Annotated in this window: 10 protein-coding genes; 9 read left to right on the forward strand and 1 reads right to left on the reverse strand. The window is 40.4% G+C overall.

Annotated features, from left to right (window positions below; translation table 11 throughout):
* Positions 1-22 precede the first annotated feature (22 nt).
* From BWD42_RS17870 to BWD42_RS17905, 8 genes are all read left to right on the forward strand, one after another.
* A complete protein-coding gene (locus tag BWD42_RS17870; RefSeq protein ID WP_077437785.1) occupies positions 23-2,431 on the forward strand; it encodes an ABC transporter permease in 2,409 nt (802 codons plus the stop codon).
* Positions 2,432-2,484: 53 nt separating this feature from the next.
* A complete protein-coding gene (locus BWD42_RS17875) occupies positions 2,485-4,866 on the forward strand; it encodes an ABC transporter permease (RefSeq protein WP_077437786.1) in 2,382 nt (793 codons plus the stop codon).
* 84 nt (positions 4,867-4,950) lie between these two features.
* Positions 4,951-7,317 (forward strand): ABC transporter permease, encoded by a 2,367-nt coding sequence (locus BWD42_RS17880; RefSeq protein ID WP_077437787.1) that lies wholly within the window; start codon positions 4,951-4,953, stop codon positions 7,315-7,317.
* A 214-nt stretch (positions 7,318-7,531) separates the two neighbouring features.
* Complete coding sequence (locus BWD42_RS17885; protein ID WP_077437788.1) at positions 7,532-9,895, forward strand: ABC transporter permease; 2,364 nt, start codon at positions 7,532-7,534, stop codon at positions 9,893-9,895.
* A 30-nt stretch (positions 9,896-9,925) separates the two neighbouring features.
* Positions 9,926-12,319 (forward strand): ABC transporter permease, encoded by a 2,394-nt coding sequence (locus BWD42_RS17890; protein WP_077437789.1) that lies wholly within the window; start codon positions 9,926-9,928, stop codon positions 12,317-12,319.
* Positions 12,320-12,369: 50 nt separating this feature from the next.
* The gene (locus tag BWD42_RS17895; protein ID WP_077437790.1) at positions 12,370-14,754 is read left to right on the forward strand and encodes an ABC transporter permease; all 2,385 of its coding nucleotides are present in this window, start codon (positions 12,370-12,372) and stop codon (positions 14,752-14,754) included.
* 31 nt (positions 14,755-14,785) lie between these two features.
* A complete protein-coding gene (locus tag BWD42_RS17900) occupies positions 14,786-17,191 on the forward strand; it encodes an ABC transporter permease (protein ID WP_077438032.1) in 2,406 nt (801 codons plus the stop codon).
* A gap of 50 nt (positions 17,192-17,241) precedes the next feature.
* Positions 17,242-19,626, forward strand: coding sequence for an ABC transporter permease (locus BWD42_RS17905; protein WP_077437791.1), 2,385 nt, complete (start codon positions 17,242-17,244; stop codon positions 19,624-19,626).
* Positions 19,627-19,661: 35 nt separating this feature from the next.
* Here BWD42_RS17905 and BWD42_RS17910 read toward each other — a convergent pair whose 3' ends face one another.
* Entirely contained in the window at positions 19,662-20,279 is a 618-nt protein-coding gene (locus BWD42_RS17910; protein ID WP_077437792.1) for a hypothetical protein, read from the reverse strand.
* 931 nt (positions 20,280-21,210) lie between these two features.
* On the opposite strand from BWD42_RS17910, the gene BWD42_RS17915 reads away from it, so the two are divergent.
* On the forward strand, positions 21,211-23,616 hold the full coding sequence (locus BWD42_RS17915) for an ABC transporter permease (RefSeq protein WP_175992088.1): 2,406 nt from the start codon (positions 21,211-21,213) through the stop codon (positions 23,614-23,616).
* Positions 23,617-23,628 lie beyond the last annotated feature (12 nt).

Below are 23,628 nucleotides of genomic sequence, written 5' to 3' on the forward strand. Positions count from 1 at the left end.
AATCAATTAAAACTAAACGACAATGATTGGAAACTCACTAAAAACAGCTTATCGTTTTTTGAAAAAGCACAAGTTGATTACATGTATCAATGTCATGAGCTTAGCCATTGGCATCACAGCGACATTAGTCATCTTTTTGATGATTCAATACGACTATAGTTTCGATAAACATGTTCCAAACAGGGAACAGGTTTACCGTATTGTTAGTGACGGTGAAATTAAAAACGCGGGGGTATACATGCCATTAGTACGAACTATGGAAGAAGAGCTACCAAACATCGACGCCATAGCTCCCGTTTATCGAAGTCATGTTCAAAAACTGAAAATCACGACTCCTAGCAACACAGCTCAAGTTTTTCCAAAAGAGCAACGCATTGTACTGACCAATAGCCAATATTTCAATATTTTACCACGCAAATGGCTATCCGGAAATCCATTTAGCCTTAATACAGCAGGCTATATCGTGCTGACAGAAAAAACACTGGAAAAATTTTATGGAAATGAGTCTCCAGCCAATGTCATTGGCAAAACCATCGTTTATGCAGACAGTATTCCGCTCCAGGTTGTCGGCGTGGTCGAAAATGCAAAACAGAACTCTGACTTCAATTTTGACAGTTTTATCTCCGAAAAAACAATTCCCCAGAACAATAGTTTAAAGGAGATGTTTAATTGGGAAGCCTGGAACAGCATCTCTGACTCCCATCAGGTTTTGATCAAAACCAAACCCGGTACCCGACCAAACGTGGTAGAAAGTAATATTGCAAACCTATTAAAAAAGTATAAATTTAAAAATGGCGAGAAAATTACTGATCACCTGTTATTACAACCGCTATCGGATGTCCATTTTAATACGACTTTCAATTATGAAGCTACTAAGCCTGAAACACTACGAAACCTGATCCTGCTGGCATTTTTCCTTTTGGCCTTAGGCGCGGTTAACTTTATCAATTTATCTACCGCGCAATCCATCGAACGGGCAAAAGAAGTGGGCATCCGCAAGACACTGGGAAGTTCAAAATCGACTTTAATTAAACAATTTCTGTTGGAAACTTTTCTGATCACGCTTGCAGCCACTGTACTGGCTGTTCTACTGTTACCTCTTTTTCTACAAGTCTTCGAAGGATTTATTCCTAATAACTTAAACCTGGATTTATTGGATAAAAAATTGATTATAATGTTCCTATTGGTGCAGCTTCTTTTGGTCACACTACTGGCAGGTTTTTATCCTGCTTGGGTATTGACGGGATATGCACCGGTATTGGCCCTCAAAAATCAGCTGGGGAAAAACACCAATCTTTCCAGAAGTGCATGGATACGTAAAGCACTGACCATTTTCCAATTTGTGATGGCCCAGGCTTTTTTAATCTGTGTATTAATTGTGATTCGGCAAATTAATCACCTATCCCACAAGGACATGGGATTTCAACGTGATGCCATCATCAATATCGATATCCCTGGTGCCTTTCAGAACTCGGACAAAGGACTACTCCTCAAAAATGAGCTATTAAAACTTCCCGAAGTAAAAAAAATTAGCTTTGGAAATATTGCCCCGGCAATGAATGGTTATATGACAACTTCAATAGTTTACGATCAGTCTTCGGACAAAAAATCCTTAACTTTTGATAACCGCTCAGGCGATGAAAACTATTTGGATGTTTATAATATTCCACTTTTGGCCGGAAGAAATATTCGTTTACTGGACTCTACAAGAGAAATACTAATCAATAGAAAAGGTTTAGAATTATTAGGTATCCAAAAACCGCAGGATGCAATTGGCAAAACTTTCGAAAATGGAGCATCTACGATTGTCGGTGTTATGGAAAATTTTGACATTGCTTCGGCGCGCCAAGCTGTCAAGCCTGTATTGTACATCGGAAGTAAGACAGGTTATGTGCTTCATATTGCTTTGGATCAAAAACATCCGGAAAACTGGAAAAAGGCAATCGACAAGATCACGGCCACCTACAAATCTACTTTTCCTGACGATGAGATCGACCTTCGTTTTGTAGATGAGATTGTCCAAAAATTCTATAACCAAGAAAAACGCCTTTCCAAATTGCTGTCCTGGGCCGTCGGGCTGTCCGTATTTATAGCCGGATTAGGCTTATTTGGGCTGACCATATTTACCGCCAATCAAAGAACAAAAGAAATTGGTATACGTAAAGTTTTAGGAGCTTCAATAGTGCAGATTACCTTTTTATTGCTCAAGAATTTACTTTCTCTGGTGGCCATAGCCTGTTTGATTGCATTCCCGATTGCTTATTACTTCATGTCACATTGGCTAAATGATTTCGCCTATCGCACCACTATGGAACCATGGATTTTTGGGTTGTCTGCCCTCAGCCTGATAGCATTCGCCAGTTTCGTGCTATCAACCAAAAGTATTATGGCAGCAAAAGCTAATCCGGTAAATAGTTTGAGAGACGAATAGATCAAGTTGAACTTTCATTTATAACATGAATTAAAGATTTAAATCTCACAACAATGATAAAGAACTTTATAAAAACCGCATGGCGCAATATTTTTTCCAACAAATTCTACAGCGCTATCAATATCCTCGGGTTGACTGCAGGATTAGTTGTGGGAATCTTCCTACTACTATGGATAAAGGATGAATTATCCTTTGACCGTTTTCACAAGAACCAAGGCTCAATCTACAAAATCGGAATCGAGGGCGGAACCGGGATCTCAAAACGAATATTTGGATCTATCATTGCCCCAGTTGGGAGTTTTGCCAAGAGAGAAATTCCTGAGGTTAAGGACGCTGTACGTATCTTTCGGATCGGTGACGCCGCCATCAAGTATAAAGACAAACGATTTAGAGAAAAGAATTTCGCTTTTGTAGATCCAAGTTATTTTAGTGTTTTTGATTTTCCGCTCATTCAGGGTAACCAGAAACAACCTTTTTCCGACAACAATTCCGTTGTTCTTACTGAGACTACCGCCCGTCGATATTTTGGCAATGAAAATCCAATCGGTAGAGCTGTCATACTGGGAATAGAAGATCTATGTGTAGTCAGCGGAGTTATCGCTGACTATCCCGAAAATTCTTCCTTTCAATTTCAGGTACTGCTTCCCTTATCACGCTTTAACGAATATGCCTACGTCAAAAACAAAACCACCTATGACAATAAAACTTATCTGTCATCAATGGATACCGATTGGTCCAACTTTTCTTTTGAGACCTACCTCCAGCTGAGACCTGATGCCAGCCCCATAGCAGTAGCCCAGAAATTACAAAAGATACACGAACGCAATAAACCGGAAGATACCCCTGTTCCATATGTTACCCAACAGCTATCAAAGGTACATCTGTATCAGATGGATGGTAGTGATGGTGGGATAGGCACTGTTCGAATCTTTATTGGAGTCGCTTTGATGATTCTTATTATTGCCAGTATCAATTACATCAATCTCTCTACCGCACGGTCCTTGTCCAGATCCAAAGAGGTTGGTATCCGTAAAATTATCGGGGCCGGAAGAAAAGAGTTATTTTTCCAATTTATTCTGGAGACGACACTGTACTTCACGATCGCCGCCATTCTGGCCATCAGCATCGTTTTTATCTTTCTTCCCTTTTTTAACAATTTCTCTGGCAAACATATCTCATTGCAGTTATATAGTATTGATCTATGGAGCTATATTTTAATCATGTTAATAGGTACATTACTGTTGACCAGCATTTATCCGGCATTGTTACTTTCAAACTTTGATCCGATCAAAGTACTAAAGGGCAGATTCGGAATGAAGAAATCAAATTTTAGAAAGATATTAGTGGTATTACAATTTACGGTATCTATCGTTCTCATCACCATGACGGTCGTCATCGGTAGACAATTGGATTATATACGCAACAAGAACCTTGGTTATGAAAAAAGCAATATCATAGCTGTCTCCATGGCACCGAAAATGGCACAACATTTTGAGGCCGTTAAAAGTGATCTCCTAAAAAATAAAGGCGTAAGTGATGTCATTCGGCTTGGGAGGGATATGGTATATGGTGGAGGATCTACGGGTGATAACGATTGGGATGGAAAACCCAGCAATTCGAATCTTTGGTTCAGCATTACTTATTCGGATCAATTTGCGCTTGATTTTTTCAAGATAAAACTGGCTCAGGGAAAAAACTTCACCGGCTCGATTGCAGATTCTACGCATTTTCTTATCAACGAAACCGCTGTCCGCGAGATGGGATTAAAGAATCCCCTTGGTACCCGTTTACGGATCCGAACTGTTCCGGGAACCATTATCGGTGTGGTCAAAGATTTTAATTACGCGAGTGTACGCCAAAAAATCGAACCCATGGTCTTTCAATTTAGCCCAAAAGATTGTCAGCAGCTTTATATAAAAACAAACCCTGCCGGAACCAAATCGGCATTGCTCGCACTGCAGCAGATCTGGAAAAGTTACTATGACGATATGCCGATCAGTTATAGCTTCTTAGACGAAAGCTACCAACAGCAGTATATGAGCGAGCAAAAACAAGGAACATTATTTAATTTCTTTGCCATCATAGCGATCATGATTTCTTGCCTTGGACTTCTTGGACTATGTACGTATACCGCACAACTGAAAACCAAGGAAATTGGCATCAGAAAAGTCCTCGGTGCGACGGTCTTCAATATTATCCAAATGCTGAATAAAGAATTTTTGCTTTTGATCATTATTGCTAATATTATCGCAATTCCTCTCGCGTTATATTTCACTTCGAACTGGCTGGACGGATTTGCCTTTAGAACAACAGTGCCGATAACGATATTTTTAGGTGCGGGCTTACTAGCGATTATCATTGCCCTGTTTACCGTTAGTTTTCAATCAATCAAAGCAGCTATCGCTAATCCGGTCAAGAGTCTAAAAGACGAATAGCTTTTATTCATAAAAAATCGACCCAAAATATATTGAAAAATTAATCAGCACACCAAATAACAAACATAACCATCAAGCAGCACCATGATTAAATTATTTTTGAAAACCGCTTTACGCAATCTTAAACGCAACCCCTTAAATACTGCAATCAATATTCTCGGATTGTCCTTGGGATTTACGGTTGCTTTGGTGAGCACCCTGTGGATCTTGAAACAGTTTTCCTTCAACCAGCATTACAAAAATTATGATACGATCCATCAGCTGATGATGACCGGCACTTTCAACAATGAAAAATCCACGGATGGAACTTCCACCCCCATCCCGTTAGCAAAGTTGATGGAATCTGATTTTAAGGATGAAATCCAAGATGTCACATTGATTACAGATGCTGAAAGCTCTGCCATTAAAATAGGTGAAAAAAAATTGAATGCGACAGGATTTTACGCCATGGGAAAGTTTTCAGAACTATTTTCATTCGAAGCTGTACAGGGAAATATCGCTACCCCAACTGCAGCATCCACCATAATTATTTCTGAATCATTGGCCAACAGGTTATTGGGGACTACTGATCTTATCGGGAAGACTATTCAACTCAACGGAAACGAACAATATACGATACAGGGTGTTTTTAAAGACATTCCTGAAAACAATACATTTCACAAACTGGAGTATATCCTACCTTTTGCTGATTATCTCCATAAAAATGAGGGTATCGAAGAAAAGTGGTCAAACTGCTTTTTTAGCACCTATGGTAAGATTGAGACCCCTCAAATGATCCCAGGACTCGAACAAAAACTAACCAACATCTTTAGAACAAATCTTACAGACATCAACCCTGAGATTCTGTTGCACCCCATGTCCAAATGGAATCTTTATGATTCATTCAAAAATGGTAAAAATGCAGGTGGGCAGATTCAATATGTGTGGATGTTTGCCTGGATCAGTATATTTATTCTCTTGTTGGCCAGTATAAATTTTATCAATCTCAGTACAGCCCGAAGCTTAAAAAGAGGAAAAGAAATTGGTATCCTAAAATCTGTTGGTGTAAATCGTAGGCAATTGATTGCCGGATTTTTAGTGGAATCCATCCTGTCTGTATCCTGTGCTTTTCTGATGGCGATCATATTAGCGACCTTGCTCCTCCCTTGGATAAACACCATCGCCGATACCATATTGCAAGTTCCTTTTACGCATATTCAATTCTACTTATATTCCTTTTTGGGGGTTCTCACTATTGGCGTTCTCACCGGACTATATCCTGCGTTATTCTTATCCTCTTTCAACCCGATCCTTGCACTCAAAGGAAAGATGAACATCGGCAAAAGAGGATTCAAGGCCAGAAAAGGAATGGTGATCGTACAATTTGCCATTTCCATCTTTCTGATGATTGCAACCTATTTGGTCATCAAACAACTGCACTATACAAAGGATCGTCCGATTGGTTACAAAAGTTCAAACCTGGTCAACATCAACAGTCGGAGCGAGTTAATTGTCAAAAACTTTGATATCCTGAGAAAAGAACTCATCAATCAGCGTTTGGTGCAGGATGCCTCCCTTTCTTCGAGTTCGATTAATCGCCTCTCTTTGACGGGCGGTGGTTTCAATTGGCAGGGGAATGAAACAAAAGAAGGGGCTATTATGGGAATTTTCACCATCGACGAAAACTTTGCTAAAACAGTACAATGGAATTTTTTGAAAGGAAGGAATTTCTCCAAAGATTTCAAGACTGATTCCACTGCCGTAATTATCAATGAAGCAGCCGCCAAATTTATGGGAGTTACAGATTTGACGAGCAAACAATTATCTAAAAGAGGAATCAGCTATACGATTATAGGTATTATACAGAACACTTTATCCGAATCACCGTTTAAGTCGATTACACCTACTGCTTATTTTCTTGATTTTCTACCCAAAAATAAAATAACACTTCGACTGAATGAACAGCAAGATATTAGCCAAACCATGAAAGCAATCGCCCAACAGTTCAATCGTTTTGATCCGGATCTCATCTTCGATTACACATTCACAGATAAAGAATATGCGAAGCAATTTGAACAAATGGAAATGATCAAAAGCCTGACCAGTATTTTTACAGGGCTTGCCATACTGATTTCCTCTCTTGGGCTATATGCTTTGGTCGCATTCCTAACTGAACAACGCGAAAAAGAAATTGGTATCCGCAAAGTCCTTGGGGCATCAGAAGTTGGCTTATGGAAATTATTATGCACAGAGTATGTCTGGTTGACATTGATCGGTTTTCTTGTTGCCGCTCCTCTAGCCTATCTATTAATGGAAACATGGCTCGACAATTACGTTTATCGCATTTCAATTAGCTGGACCGTATTTGCTTTTACAGGATTAACTGCACTGGTCATCACCCTCCTAACAGTTAGTTATCAAGCCATTAAAGCAGCATTGACTAACCCCGTGATCACATTACGGAACGAGTAGATCTACCTGTTCGGCGACGGACAGCAGACTGTCCGTTTCCGAACATACAGTAAGTACACAAAAAGCACAATAACAACTAACAATCAACAAATTACACTTATGGCAAACGAATTGAATTAACGATTTATAGTATACATGATCAGCATAGCGCTATCAGCTAGGATAGATTGCTTGGCCTAACAGTAGATTATGAAAAAGTAAAAAACTCAATACGATGATTAAGAACCACATCAAAATCGCTTGGCGGAATCTTCAAAAAAATAAGAGTTATTCCATTATTAATATCCTTGGACTTTCCATTGGCATGACTGCAGTGTTGATTATCGGGATCTGGGTACAAAACCAGCTCAAGTTTGATAATTTTTATAGTGACCATGAGAACATCTATAAGGTTTTTAATAAAAACCGCAGCGCTGAAGGAAAGATTAATCTACAAGGATATACATCGGGGCATGCATCTCCGGCTTTAACGACAGACTACCCAGAAGTGAAACGCGCTGCCCGTGTCGGCTGGAGCACGAACAGGCTGCTCTCTTTTGATGACAAGAAGATCAAATCCAACGGGAACGAAGTGGATCCTGCATTTATCGACATATTTGATTTTAAAATTGTAAAAGGCAACCGCAACAGTGCATTAAAAGAAACAAGAAACATCATCCTGACTGAAAGCCTTGCAAAGAACATCTTTGGGGATAAGGACCCTCTCGATAAAACAATTAGACTGGACAATAAGGAACTCTATAAAGTTTCAGCAATAATGCAAGATCTTCCAGCCAATACAAATTTCAATTTCAGTTATTTAATTCCCCTCGTCAAAGCCGAGGAATATTCTCCAAACTGGAATACGATTGCATTCCAAACTTATATTCAGCTAAAAAAAGGAACAGATATTACCGCTTTTAACAATAAGCTCACTGATATTATCAAGAAAAAGACTAACAACGAGCTAGAAGGATCGCTATTTCTATATCCAATATCCAAAACGCACCTGTATTCAAAATTTGAACAAGGTATTCCGGTTGGTGGCAAAATCGATCAGGTTAAACTAGTCGCAGGGATTGGTTTATTAATTTTGTTGATTGCTTGTATCAATTTTATCAACCTCAGTACAGCACGCAGCCAAAAAAGGGCAAAAGAGGTTGCCATACGAAAAGTTGTAGGAGCACATCGCACCAATTTAATCATCCAATTTCTTTCAGAATCCATATTGGTAGCCATGATTTCGGGTGCACTTGCCATTCTCCTAACAATCATCACGCTTCCGCTATTCGACAAGATTTTTGACAAACCTTTGGTATTTCCATCATCAGAACCGTCAATTTGGCTTGCGTTGGCCGGATTTATTTTTCTGACAGGTTTGTTGGCTGGCTTGTATCCTGCATTTATATTATCGGCTTTCAAACCTATAAAATCGCTAAAGATATTCGGACAATCCAAAAAGATCCCTTTGAATTTTCGTGAACTACTGGTCATCTTTCAATTCGGTATTGCGATCATTCTAATTATTGCCACTATCGTCGTCAGGAAACAAATTGACCATGCAGGACAACGTGAAATTGGGTATAACAGCTCTCAATTGATAGAAATTTTTATGGAAGGTGATATTGGGAAAAACTATGAAGCGATTAAATCAGAACTTATCAATAAGGGTATAGCTACCGCTGTCACGCGTTCCGGCTCATCAGTGACCGGCAATGCGGGTAGTACTTGGGGCGGCATTTCCTGGCAAGGATCTACGCCTGAGCAGGAAAAAAAAATAGGCTTTGATGTAGGGAGAACCGAAAGTGATCTTGTCAAAACACTTGGCTTAAAACTCGTTGCCGGGCGGGATATCGACTACGCCAGATTGCCAGCGGACAGCACAGCAATCCTCCTAAACGAAGCTGCTATCAAGGAAATGAACCTAAAGAACCCAATAGGAACTTACTTCAAATGGGGAAGCAATACGTTTACAATCGTAGGAGTAATTAACGATTATATCAGCGGATCTCCCTATAGTCCCGTGACACCTTTACTTATATATGCTACGAAAGAATCCCTATACAATTTAATTATCCGAACTAATCCGACCTCCCCTGTGCAAGATCAACTCAAGCAGATCGAACAGATTCTAAAGAAATTCAATCCAGCGTATCCATTCGAATATCAATTTGTTGACCAAAAATTTGCAAGTAAATTTAGAGCGCAACAACAAACAGCTCAACTGGCATTCATCTTTTCGGGGCTGGCGATTTTTATATCCTGTCTTGGCTTGTTGGGATTAGCCTCCTATATTGCTGAACTCAGAACCAAAGAAATTGGGATACGCAAGGTACTCGGTGCTTCTGTTGGTGGCATTACAGCCATGCTTTCCAAAGACTTTATTAAACTGGTGATTATTTCTATCATTTTGGCCTCCCCCATTGCTTGGTGGGCAATGAACAAATGGTTACAGGACTTCTCCTACCGGATCGAAATACAATGGTGGATTTTTGCTTTGGCTGGACTTTCTGCTCTTTTTGTAGCTTTCTTTACCGTAAGTACTCAAGCCATAAAAGCTGCTAGTAGTAATCCGGTAAAAACCTTACGGGACGAATAGATTAAGACGATACAACTTAACGTAATAACAATGATAAACACATATATTAAAATCGCCTGGCGGAATCTACTAAAGAACAAGGCTTTTTCTGCAATTAATATCCTTGGTTTGGCCATTGGTATGGCAGGCGCCTTACTTATTGCATTGTGGTTGCAAAATATGTTAGGAATGGATCGCTTTCATGAGAAAGGTGACCGGCTTTATATCATGAGCAACCGGGATGAATATCAAGGCGAAAAATCCGCATGGACCTTCACCCCAAAGATATTAGGACTATCGATGGCAACTGATTTCCCCGATATTGAGGCGTTCACAAGATATGATGAAGGCAATCAATTCTTAACAACATTTCAGGATAAAAAACTAATTGCCAATACCGTCTTTGTCGATCCTGGATTTTTCAACATGTTTTCACTCCCCCTCTTGCAGGGATCCAATAACATTCGTTTTGACAATCCCAAAGGTCTCGTTCTCACAGAAAGTTATGCCAAAGCTTTATTTGGAAATGAGGACCCTATCGGGAAATCAGTGAAGATCGACTCGGTCAACCAAGTCACTGTACAAGCGATACTCAAAGATCTACCTAGCAATTCAAGCTTCAAATTTGACATATTACTCCCCTTTGCATATGCAAAAACAATCGGCTATGTAGATGAAAATTGGGGCAATAATTCGTTAAGGACCTATATTTTATTAAAAAAAGGAATTTCGCTTTCAGACTTCAATACCAAGATCAGAACTTATTCACGAGATCATATTAATGCGGCAAATAAAGCTGAAGGGAATAAAAGTGCAAAATATACTGGAGAAATCTTCGCATTTCCGTTTCAAGACAGTTTCCTCTACAACAATGGTAAAGGTGGTAATTATACATCCGGGCGTATTGATATCGTCAAGCTCTTTGTTTGGATCGGTATTTTTATATTATTGGTGGCGAGCATTAATTTTATGAATCTAAGTACCGCCCGTTCAGAACGAAGGGCCAAAGAGGTGGGTGTCCGGAAGGTCATTGGTGCCAATAAATTAGGGTTAATGGCTCAATTCTTAACCGAAAGCATACTGATTAGTGTGATTGGTATGCTCGTAGCTATAATTCTCGTTTTTATTGCCCTCCCTTTTTTCAACGAACTTGTCGGAAAACAACTCAACTTATCCTTATTGAACTTTGGCACCTGGCTATTTTTAATTGGATTCGCATTGCTGACAGGAATATTTGCAGGCATTTATCCCGCTTTTTTCCTTTCCTCATTTCAGCCTATCAAGACATTAAAAGGCAAATTTATTTCTAAGACCAAAGGGCTTAATGTTCGTTCTGTCTTGGTAGTTATTCAATTCAGCTTGGCCATCGTGTTGATTATCTCCACGGTTGTGGTAACTAAACAAATTCAATATACCAAACAACGTGAACGCGGTTATAATGAAAATGGCTTATTATATACCAGCCTCAAAGGAGATATGGAAAAAAACTATAAACTGATCCGAGACGAACTTTTAGCCAGTAATGCCGTCATTTCTGTATCAAAGAACATGTCGCCGGTAACAGATTTTTACAGCAACGGCTGGGGATATACTTCAGGCACTCCTACAGAGGAGGACAAACGTATTTCATACAATCGTTTCAGTACAGATGCCGATGCCGTAAAAAACCTTGGGCTGAAACTCGTACAGGGCCGGGATATAGACATCTATAAATTTAAGACGGATAGCAATTCCTTAGTTCTAAATGAATCTGCGGTTAAGAGTCTTCATCTCAAAAATCCAATAAACAGCATCGTCGATGGAGATGGAACAAAATGGACTGTTGTCGGAGTCGTAAAAGATTTTATAATGGGCTCGCCATTTGGTAACAATGTACCAATGATTATTTTTGGGCCAAGAGCTTGGTTTACAACAATTCATTATCGTTTAAATACCAATCGTAATATAGCGGACAACCTCAAAACAATTGAATCAATCTTTAAAAAATTCAATCCGGATTATCCCTTTGAGTACCAATTTATTGATAAGACTTACGAAGAAAAATTCAAAGAAACAAAAGCCATAGGCACGCTTTCTATGGTATTCGCAGGTTTGACCATCTTTATTTCCTGTCTTGGTCTGCTCGCTTTGATAGCCTATATGGCTGAGACGCGTATGAAAGAAATTGCCGTGCGCAAAGTGCTCGGCGCAAGTGTTACACAAGTAACTTCATTGCTGTCCGTGGACTTTATTAAATTGGTAATTGTTGCAATCCTGATCGCTTCACCGATCGCCTGGTGGGCCATGGACAAATGGTTGCAGGATTATAGTTACCGCATCCAGATCCAATGGCACTATTTTGTTTTTGCCGGACTGGTGGCAATATTAATCAGTATGGCTACCATAAGTTATCAGGCAATTAAAGCTGCTTTAAGTAATCCTGTCGATAGTTTGCGGGATGAGTAAGTTGTCCACTTTAGTAAATAGTTATCAAATTTTAAATCAATAAAGCAACAATGAATACATTTAAGCTTACGTTACGAAGCATTGATAAGCAGTATGCCTGGATAAATGTTTTCGGTTTGAGCATGGGCTTAACACTTTGTCTTCTTGTGTTTGCACTCGTTGTTGAAGAAAATTCATACGACAAAAGTTGGAAAAATGCGGATAATCTCTTTCGGATCGTGACCCTTGATTCAACTGCAGGACTAGAGCACCAGATGTCTGAGACTTTTGTGAATCTAAGTTCTGAGCTAAAGCGACTATTTTCGGAGGTTCAAAATGAAACCTATATAGAATCAACAAATATCTATCTAAAAACGGCTAAAGAGGCAACACAATCCGGTGCGATACCCGCGTTGGAAGCGGAAACAAACATTCTGAGCCTACTTGACATCAAAATCCTCGAAGGAAGCCCTAGTCAGCTCATTCAAGGAAAAACAAACCTGCTCGTTGACAGTGAATTCAAAGAGAAATACTTTAAAGGTGAAAATGTGATTGGAAAAGTGATCCAAAGTGCCGACCCATATTCCAATAAAGCATACGATTATGTAATCACAGGAGTCATGGAAAAACTCCCCTACAATTCCACCCTAAGGACATCCGCCATTGTACTATTACCTAAACTGGCAATGGAACTTCAAAGGGATGGTTCAGGTTATTACAGGCAACAGTTTTTGCGGTTGAAATCCGGAACATCAATACCAGACTTCGAGAAAAAAATAAACAGTTGGTATAAAGGTTTTCTCAACCCAGGGGGCAAAAACATGACATCTTTTCGTCTACAGCCTATTCACGACATCTACATGGAACCGTTGAGAGAGAACAAAATCAGTGGCAACTCAAAAACAACTAAAATATTTGTCGGTGCTACTATTTTGGTATTGATTATCTCCTGTATCAATTTCATAAATATTTATGCCGTAAGGACAATTAAGAAATTAAAAAACCTGAATATACATAAAGTACTTGGGGCCAGCAGGAACCAAATAATCTGGCGCTTGTTATTGGAGACGGTATTGATCTTTTTTACCTCAGCTGTAATTAGCGTATTACTCTTTAAAGTTTGTCTACCGCAACTTGAGAATTTTCTAGGATACGATCTCGCTTATGTGAGATCCATCCAATCAATGTTACTTCCATCCTTTTTGCTTTTAGCTGTCCTGTTGGGACTTTTAGTTGGGTTCTATCCCGCATGGCTAATCTCTCGGATTAAAAGTTCGGATGCGCTCAAAAACAAACTCTCAAAGGTTCCTAAAGGAGAAATATTGATCAAAAAGGTGCTCATTTCAATTCAATTTAGCATTTCCATTGTTGTCCTCATCGGACTGATTACCATTAAATCACAGCTAACCTATATTCAGTCGTCGCCCTTGGGAATACAAGTAAAAAACATCCTCAATGCGGATTATTTTAATATGGAAACACATAGTACCGCTGTACGAGAGGAAATCAGTCGACTTTCAGGAATAGAAGCTGTCAGCATTGCAGCGTGGATTCCAAGTCAGGGGTCTGGTTATATGGCAAAAACGATTGCCGACAAAAATAACCCAGAAAAAAACATCCAGGTGAGCTTTATTGGTGGGGATTCAAATTTGCCAAAGACATTGGGAATGCAATTGACAAAGGGAAGATTACTGATTCCTGAAGACTACGCCGATGTCGAAACCGACAAATCCAACGATGAAGACAATATCAACAATGCCCTTATTACGGAAAGCACAGCAGAGCAGCTCGGGATAGACAAACTCAATGTATTGTATAAAGATCTACAAATTATTCCTGTGGGCATTGTAAAAGACTTCCACAGCGAGTCCTTTCATAAAAAAAAGGTACCAACAATCATCTTGGCCAAAGAATTTGACCGCGGCAACATCCTGATGAAAGTTAAGGAAGGACAGGAACAGCAAACTGTTCAATCGGTCTTAAAAATTCTTCAAAAAACTTATCCAGATAAACTAATCTCATTTAACTGGGTCGACGATTTAATAGCACAGCAGTATGAAAAGGAAAACAAGCAGGTACAGTTATTTGTCCTATTCAGCGTATTGACCTTATTGATTTCCGCACTTGGTATCACTGGATTAATTATGCAAAGCCTTGAACAATGCACGAAAGAAATAGGTATCCGCAAAGTTTTGGGGGCTTCTGTTACGGATATTTCACATCTTTTTTCAAAAGACTATTTGATCTTGATTATCCTTTCCGTTTTAGTTGCTAGCCCAATAGCCTGGTATTTTTCCCACAAATGGCTCGAAGATTATGCCTATAAAATAGAAGTGCAATGGTGGTTCTTTATTACCGCCGGACTCTCACTTTTATTTGTCAGTATGATTACTGTAAATATTCAAACAATCCGGGCAGCGTTAGTCAACCCTGTCGATAGTTTACGGGATGAATAGTAGAAATATGAACAGCGAATACAATCCCATTATGATAAAGAATAATCTAAAAATAGCGTGGCGGAATCTAAGAAGAAATTCTTCCACCTCGATCATTAATATCACTGGGTTAGCCTTGGGTATTGCGATCTGCTTACTGATAAGCCTATATGTGGCTGATGAGTTCAGTTTTGACCGGTTCAATACAAATGCGGATCGAATTGTACGTGTGGTCTTTCGCGGTACGGTAAAAGGGGGAACGATGAATGAGGCGCATGTTATGCCCCCTGTGGCAGCCACAATGAAAGCTGAATTAGCCGAAGTACAGGAAACAGCACGTTTGAGACAAGGTGGAGCCCCCTTATTTACGGTTGGTGATAAGGTTTTTCGTGATGAACAGATGGCCTATGTGGATGCCTCCTTCTTTAAGATTTTCACCTTGCCTCTTATCAAAGGTGATGCGAATACTGCCGTGAAGATGCCTTATACGGCGGTAATATCTGAATCCATGGCACGCAAATATTTTGGAACAACAGACGTCGTAGGTCGGGATCTCGCCATAAAAGGTGACCAAAATATGCTAAAAATTACCGGAGTAATGAAGGATATCCCTAAAAACTCGCACTTCCATTTTGATATCTTCACCTCAATGGCGGCACTGGAAGACTCCCGTTCAAATTCCTGGATGACATCCGAGTACTATACCTACGCACTCCTCAAGGAAAATACCGCCTTAGAGAATCTAGAAAAAAACTTAACGACCTTATTTGACAAACATGTTGGGGCTCAGTTTATGGCCGGATTCGGGATGAGTTATGAGGATTACAAAAAATCAGGCAATACAATAGGTCTCTATTTACAGCCCCTGACCGATATCCATCTGCATTCCAATTTTGGCTACGACCTCAGTCCATCCGGTGATATCCGATATATTTATATTTTTAGTGCTATAGCGCTGTTTATGCTATTGATCGCGACGATCAATTTTATGAATTTGTCTACAGCCAGCGGTTTCCGGAGAAGTCGGGAAGTAGGTGTACGGAAAGTACTCGGCGCGGACAAGCAAAGCCTGATTCGTCAGTTCCTATCTGAAGGCATTTTGCTGACCTATTTGGCCTTGTTTCTGGCAGTCGGAATTGTTTTACTTGCTCTTCCTCTATTTAATCAATTATCGGGTAAATCCATTGCAATCCATCAGCTCGATTTTGCCAAAATCATTCCCCTCCTGCTCGCATTCGGCTTATTGGTAGGTCTATTTTCGAGTACTTATTCTGCATTATATCTAGCTGCATTCAACCCTTTGGTTGTATTAAAAGGACGTTTGTTGCGGTCTACAAAACGGTTCAACCTCCGGAGCAGCCTTGTCGTCTTTCAGTTTATTATTTCCGTAGGCCTCATTTTCTGTACCGTAGTTGTCATCCGGCAGCTCGATTATATGCGGAACATCAAATTAGGTTATGAAAAAGAGAATGTCATTGTGATCCAGAGTTGGCCCTTGGGCGAAAACGAAAAAACTTACGTCAAGCTATTATCCGAAGACAGCCGTATCAAGCATATCTCCCGTTCATCTTACCTACCCGCTGGAGAAACCAACAACAATAACTTCTTTGTCTATCCGGACGGCAATACCGAGAAATGGGTCAAAACACTGCGTTATGATGTAGACGAGGAATATATTCCTGCAATGGGCATACAGCTTCATGAGGGACGAAATTTTTCGAAAGCTTTTGGTAACGATACCTTATCCATTATCGTGAATGAAACCGCAGCAAAAGATCTGGGCTGGAAAGGAAAAAGTCTTGGCCGTACATTGACCAATAAGGATAATAAAACCTATCGTGTCGTGGGTGTTGTCAAAGATTTCCATTTTAAATCGCTACACGAACCCATCTCACCCTTAGTCATGGTATTGGGCGATCAAGCTGGGAGCCTGATTATCAAAACAGAGACAAAAGATACCGAAGCGCTGATTCAAAAGTTGAAAGCGGAATACGACGCCTTCCCTTCCGATATTCCATTCAACTATTCTTTCCTCGATGAGCGCTATGCCCAAACCTATCAGGCCGAAGTCAAAACAGGAAAATTGTTGAGCATATTCGCCGGACTGACAATTTTCGTCGCTTGTCTGGGTTTATTTGGATTAGCTATTTTTACAGCAAACCAGCGCCGGAAAGAAATCGGTATACGTAAGGTCATCGGCGCTTCTGTTCCGGGTATTACAGGGATGCTTTCGACAGAATTTATCAAACTTGTCCTGATCGCTATCGTGATTTCTTCACCCATAGCCTGGTGGGCGATGCACAAATGGCTTGAAAATTTTGCTTACCGCGTTGAGATACAATGGTGGATGTTTGCCCTTGCGGGGCTACTTGCGGTACTGATCGCACTGCTGACCGTGAGTTCGCAAGCCATCAAAGCTGCGATAGCAAATCCTGTCGATAGCCTACGGGAGGAGTAATCTCCAATACGGACAAAACAGTGATATTGTAAACGCAACACAATAAAATTATGATTAAAACATATTTCAGATCAGCGCTACGGCAACTATGGAAACATAGCTACTATACCTTTTTAACAATTGCTGGTTTAGGGCTGGCAATTGCATGTAGCTTATTTATCTATAGCTATAACAGTTTCCAATATAGTTTTGATCAGTTTCATACCGATAAAGATCGCACCTTTCTAGTCGTACAGGATCTCAAACTAGAACAGGTCGAGCATAGCAAAGGCGGATCCTATGCCATGTACAACGCTATTTCACGTGAAATTCCACAAGTGGAACGAACAGCATTGTATATGGATAATAAAGACTTGACGCTACGGATCGGGGATCAACTTTATAAAACAGAGGGCAAAGCCGCTTTTGTTTCATCAGCATATTTCAACACCTTAAATTTCCCTTGGCTGGAGGGATCCCCAAAAGATCTGGATCAGCCTAACACCGTCGCGTTAACCAAGACAATCGCCAAAACTTATTTTAATAACGATAACCCCTTGGGCAAAACGATCCTGGTTGATAGCAAATTCCCGGTAAAAGTCGTGGGTATTATCGATGACAGCAACAAAAATTCAGACTTCCGTTCAGAAATCTATCTTTCGCAAAGTTCTGTTGCTACCTTATGGCAGATCCCTCAAAACGATGGATTCTTTAACAATTGGGGCTATTCCAACTCTAGTAATAATATTCTCGTCACCTTAAAAAATGTAGCTGATAAAGGTACCGTCGAACAGGCCATTCGTACGCTTGTTGCCAAGTATTGGCATAAAGATGTACTACAGACATTCAATTATAAACTCCTGCCATTGACAAGCTACCATTTTGACACAGACTACGGAAAAGGAACACAACGTACACTATTGAATATTCTGGTCGCAATTGCAATTGGGGTCAGTATCATGGCTTTGGTCAATTACAGCAACATCATCTTTGCCAGACAAATGAACCGCAGTGTAGAAATGGGCGTGAGAAAGGTATTGGGTAGTTCCAAAAGACAGCTGTATATTCAGTTTCTGATCGAAACCCTGATCCTGACCGCTGCAGCTGTTATCTTTGCCTTAGTTTTATTGCTGATCTTTTCAAACTGGGCAAATCAGGCTCTTTTTCCAAATGAACCCGTACAGATTATCCATCCCCTATCATTTATGGGGATCATTGGTATTATCTGGATTTTCACGAGCTTATTGACCTCCGTCTATCCGCTGATTTTCGTCAACCGGATGAACATTCAGCAGGCACTGAAAAAGCTGACCATAGGCCCCTGGAGTTTTAGCCGCAAAACGCTGATTGTGTTTCAGAATGTGATCGCCATGACGCTGCTGATTGCCACTTTTGTTATTGTCTTACAGGTAAATCATCTCAAAAACACAGATATAGGATTCAGTAGGGAGCAGGTTATCCTGCTTCCGTTCACAAAAAAAATGATCCAATCAAAAGCGAAAATCGCTCATTTCATCAGCAATAGAACCGATATTCAATCCTATACTTTTAGCGACAACCCACCTTCATCTGAAAAGGTATGGGGCGGAACCATCCAGTTTGACAACAGAACGGATTGGGAGAAATGGCCTGCACGATACGCTATCGGGGATTCTGCTTATATCAGCACATTCAACATCAAATTATTGGCGGGAAGAAATTTCAATGATAATCCGCAGAAGCCAGAATTTCTAGTCAACAAGAATATGGCTGCCGCATTAGGTTTTAAAGATCCCAATGATATTATCGGCAAATCTTTAAACGCCGGCGGGCTAAACGAAGAACAAGCAGGAACAATAGTAGGTGTTGTTGCGGACTTTAGCACCAATTCGCTGAACGAACCCATCTCCCCTACTGTAATTGGGTATAACGAAACACGGTTAAAAAATGTAGCGATTAAACTAAAGGGTACCGATCATCAGCTGCTCATGAAAGATCTGGAACAACAATGGAAAAACTGGTATCCGGATGAAGTGTTCCAATACAGATTCTATGATCAGCAGATTGCTCAGCTCTACAAGAAAGAAGCATTACTGGAAAAACTGATATGGATCGCTGCTATCATTGCGATAAGCATCAGTATGCTCGGTTTTCTGGGATTGCTCTCCATCAATATCCTGAAACGAACAAAAGAAATCGGAATCCGGAAAGTGTTAGGTTCTTCGGTAACAGGTATTATTGTCTTGTTGTCACAAGATTTCTTCAAATGGATCACCATCGCCTTTGTAGTTGCAACACCGCTAGCTTATTATCTTATGAACCGCTGGCTGGACAATTTCCCGTTTCGGATCAGTATGGGCTGGTGGATCTTTGTATTGGCTTTTTGCGTTGGGCTTATTTTAACGATTGCCGTGGTATCCCTACAATCTATAAAAGCCGCTACAGCCAATCCTGTTGATAGTTTAAGGGACGAATAGGAAAGGAAGCTGTTCCATATTCGAATAAGGCCTGACTAAAGCACATAACTGCTGATGATATCGCTATAATTTGGAGTGGGGTCTATTCCGATATAGGAGACCCTAAACTCATATTTCCGAAAGGACTCCAACCCATCGATAATACAGCTGCTTTTCGAACAGAGCCGTGTGTTCCAGTCTACATTTTGACCTTTGATGCGAAATTGATACTGATACATGCGAGCTCCCCGCCATCGTTGTGTTTTTAGCTTCACGCGCCCGCTCCCCACCTCCTCGGGGCGAGCAATTAGTTGCCCCGCTTTGGGAACCACCCCACCATAGGACGTCTTGGATTTTCTGACAGCATAACCTGCAGCCAAAATAATCGTCGGGTCAGTATTGGCTATCGTATCTACATATTTAGCGAGCTCTTTCAGTACGTACGCCAGTTCAGTCCTTTTTTGATTACGGATCAGTATAGCACGTGTATCCCGATAATAGGCTTCCGTTGCGGCATTCCGAAATGCATGGAGCGCTTCCTCCAAAATTGGCAATGCTGGTACAGGGGTCGCAAACAGTTCGGTTTCAGCAGCCATTTTGCTCAATACCTGTTCCGCCATCTGCATTAACTCAACATCCTTATGCCCTCTTTCATTAAGTGTAACTTGACTCATCTTTTTTAGAATTAAAGGTTCCAAATAAAATTGTTTACATAAGCAAAGATACAGTCAGGGGACTCGCGGATAGGGGTAAAATTCCGCCAAAATGATAAAACCCGAAAAGACTATTTGGCGGAATTTTACCCCCCTATTTTCGCTGATTTCAAACAAAACTTTATGTCAAATATTGCATTACACGCCAATAAACATCCTTTTCCCGAAACAGAACGATCCGGTATCATCCACATTGGGATTATTTGAAAAATCAAAAAACCAATTATATTCTGAAAAATACAGATGGAAAAGTTCGCAGTCATCTTCTGAAAAAACAGAAAACAATTGAGCTATCGGAGATCCCCCTTTAGGAATTCAATTTTACAGCTGAGCTAAAGCCGAATAATATAAACATAGTGCTTATCATTCATTAAACATTTGCTGAATTCATCTAGGGAAGGTATAAAACCAATATGATGTCGGCGCTTTCAAATTAAACATGGCACAAATCAAATTGAAAAAATTGAACATCTCATTTGATGACTCCTTTTATTAGCAAGGAACTCCCTTTCTCAAATAAAAAACAGGAAATAGTTATTTAGTATAAAACGATTCTCCTCTTGAAAACCGAAATGTATTAGCTATAAAACGGAACTGTTCACTTGATACAACCAATTGCTGCCATATTCTTACAGTATTCCATTTAATTTTTCTGCTTACCGGTCTGGCTATCACTATTCTTTCGGAAAACCGAAGAGATCAAGGTGTTCACGCATGTACAACGACTGTCCGATTTCGGACAGTCCAAACAGCTGAAGCCATCTTAAAAAACTAACAGTCAAACGAATATATACTTGGCTAAGGATTTGTATTACCGTACGCAAATTAGCAAAAACCAAAGCCGGCATCCAATCTGTTTGCGGTGATGGAAATAAACCTTATACGAGTGACAATGACGTTTACAAATTTCAAAATTGCCTGGCGAAATATCCAAAAGAAAAAAATTCAAAACCTGATCAACCTAATCGGATTAACCCTTGGCATTACTTTTTTACTGCTGGTCGGAGCCTATGTCTGGGATGTTCATCAGGTAAACAGCAAGATCAAAAATATAGATCAGCAATATCTATTGCAGAGCAAGTATAAGAAAGAAGGATTTGGGATCAATTTGACTACGATCGGAGCGCTGCCCAAAGCCCTGTATGAAGAATATCCAAATTTGGTGGCCAATTATTACCGTATCGACGGATTGACCGGTATTGTAGCAAATGGTGCTACGATTTATGAAGAAGGAATGGCGCTCGGTGATCCCAGTCTTTTGACCATGTTTGGTTTTGAGCTTTTAGCAGGCAATCCGGAGACCGCGCTCAACAATCCTTTTTCTATAGTGATCACTGACCAGGCTGCCCTAAAATATTTTGGAACTATAAATGTGCTGGGAAAAAGCCTACAGATTAAAAATTTCAAAGGAGAAAAACATGATTTTGAAATTACTGCGGTCATAAAAACTGCCGTACAAAATGCGGTCATGGATCTGACAAAGAACATGCATTCTGACATTTTCCTGCCCATTGCCAACGAAGAATACTTCGGTCGGGCCGTGGATAACTGGGATAATCCTTACATCGCAGGTTATCTTGAATTGAAAGCTGGGGTGACGACCCAACAACTGAATGCGGCCATTCAAACGCTGGTTCATAAAAATACAGATAAAGAATTCGCCATCGCCTACAGTCCTGATTTAAAACCGCTGAAAAGCTATTATCTAGACGATAATCAAGGCGCGGTACGCAAGATGATTCAGACGCTAATCTGGATTGCTATTTTTATCCTGGTCATGGCGATCATCAACTTTATCAATTTCAGTATTGCACAGCATATTACACGGCTAAGAGAAATCGGTGTACGCAAAATTATGGGATCCTCTAGACTGCAATTGGTAAGGCAATTACTGACAGAATATATCCTTATCGTAGCAATTGCGGCTTTGATCAGTTTGCCCATCTATTGCATCATACGCCCGCTGTTTGCACATGTACTGATGCGCGAGCTGCCCACTCTAATTAATTTACCGGGCTATTTTTTCGGTTTATTGGGTTTATTGACCGTAGTAGTCGGTATACTGGCGGGACTATATCCAGCCATTAAACTGTCCAATATCAAGATACTTCCTTCGGTCAAAAATCAGTTCTCGGCATTGGGTGACAAGCAATTGGTTCGGAAAGTACTCTTGTTCTTCCAGTTCGCTGTTGCACTGCTCCTGTTGGTCTGTACCCTAATTATCTCCAAACAGGTCAATTTATTTATAAACAGCAATTTAGGATACAACAAAGAGTATCTATTGACCGTACAGGCACCAAGGGACTGGTCCGAAACTGGTATCCGGAAAATGGAGACCATCCGGCATGAACTGCTGCAGGAATCAGCGGTCAAGTCCGTAAGTCTCTCCTATGAGACCCCAGGGTTATTAGGCTCCAATATGCAACCGGCTTTTGGCAATAACAACGATACGGACGTACAGGTTCAACAGATTAACAGTGACAGTTATTTTCTGGAAACCTATGAAATCCCGCTATTGGCAGGTACCTTTTTACCCAAAAATGCGGTGACTGGAGCCACAAATAGACCCGTTGTGATCAACAGGAAAGCCATGGAAGATTTTGGTTTCGGTAACGCCCAAAATGCGATCGGTCAACAGATCGCCCTGAACGATCCAAAAGAGAAGATGACCATTGTGGGCGTCACCGAAAACTTTGTTGCAAATTCTCTTCACCGGGCATCTCCGGCTATTGTCTGGACAGATATCCACGAAAATTTCCAATACCGATACCTGAGTATCCGTTTAAAACCGGGCCAACTCTCCAGCGCAGTACAGGGACTGGAAAAGAAATGGACCGCATTAATGCCTGATGCACCATTTAAATATCAGTTTATGGATGAACGCATCAAAGGTTTATATGAAACGGAACTGCAACTGCATCGGGCGGCACAGATTGCGAGTGCTGTTTCACTTTTGATCGTTGTATTGGGACTGACCGGCCTGATCTCCCTATCGATTCATCTCCGTAACAAAGAAGTTGGTATCCGTAAAGTACTGGGCGCGTCATTGGCACATTTGATGGTGCTATTTTCGAAGGAATACTATGGTATATTTCTGTTAGCTATTTTGGTTACAGTCCCATCCAGCTATATGCTGATGCAACATTGGCTACAGAACTATATCATCCGGATAGAAATCAATGCATTTACGTACCTGTTGCCACTGGGCATACTGTTGAGCATACTTGGCCTACTGGTAGGCTTCATCGTATTTCGGGCCACCCGGTTTAATCCAGTCGAAAAATTGAGGGACGAATAATGTCAGAAACCA

Origin of the sequence: Sphingobacterium sp. CZ-UAM, assembly GCF_002000245.1 — a bacterium.
GTDB lineage: Bacteria > Bacteroidota > Bacteroidia > Sphingobacteriales > Sphingobacteriaceae > Sphingobacterium.

Bases quoted from the DNA above. Each gene is read 5' to 3' on its own strand.
- BWD42_RS17875 (WP_077437786.1), top strand. From the start codon at position 2,485: ATGATAAAGAACTTTATAAAAACCGCATGGCGCAATATTTTTTCCAAC.
- BWD42_RS17880 (WP_077437787.1), top strand. From the start codon at position 4,951: ATGATTAAATTATTTTTGAAAACCGCTTTACGCAATCTTAAACGCAAC.
- BWD42_RS17885 (WP_077437788.1), top strand. From the start codon at position 7,532: ATGATTAAGAACCACATCAAAATCGCTTGGCGGAATCTTCAAAAAAAT.
- BWD42_RS17910 (WP_077437792.1), bottom strand. From the start codon at position 20,279: ATGAGTCAAGTTACACTTAATGAAAGAGGGCATAAGGATGTTGAGTTA.
- BWD42_RS17895 (WP_077437790.1), top strand. From the start codon at position 12,370: ATGAATACATTTAAGCTTACGTTACGAAGCATTGATAAGCAGTATGCC.
- BWD42_RS17870 (WP_077437785.1), top strand. From the start codon at position 23: ATGATTGGAAACTCACTAAAAACAGCTTATCGTTTTTTGAAAAAGCAC.
- BWD42_RS17915 (WP_175992088.1), top strand. From the start codon at position 21,211: ATGACGTTTACAAATTTCAAAATTGCCTGGCGAAATATCCAAAAGAAA.
- BWD42_RS17900 (WP_077438032.1), top strand. From the start codon at position 14,786: ATGATAAAGAATAATCTAAAAATAGCGTGGCGGAATCTAAGAAGAAAT.
- BWD42_RS17905 (WP_077437791.1), top strand. From the start codon at position 17,242: ATGATTAAAACATATTTCAGATCAGCGCTACGGCAACTATGGAAACAT.
- BWD42_RS17890 (WP_077437789.1), top strand. From the start codon at position 9,926: ATGATAAACACATATATTAAAATCGCCTGGCGGAATCTACTAAAGAAC.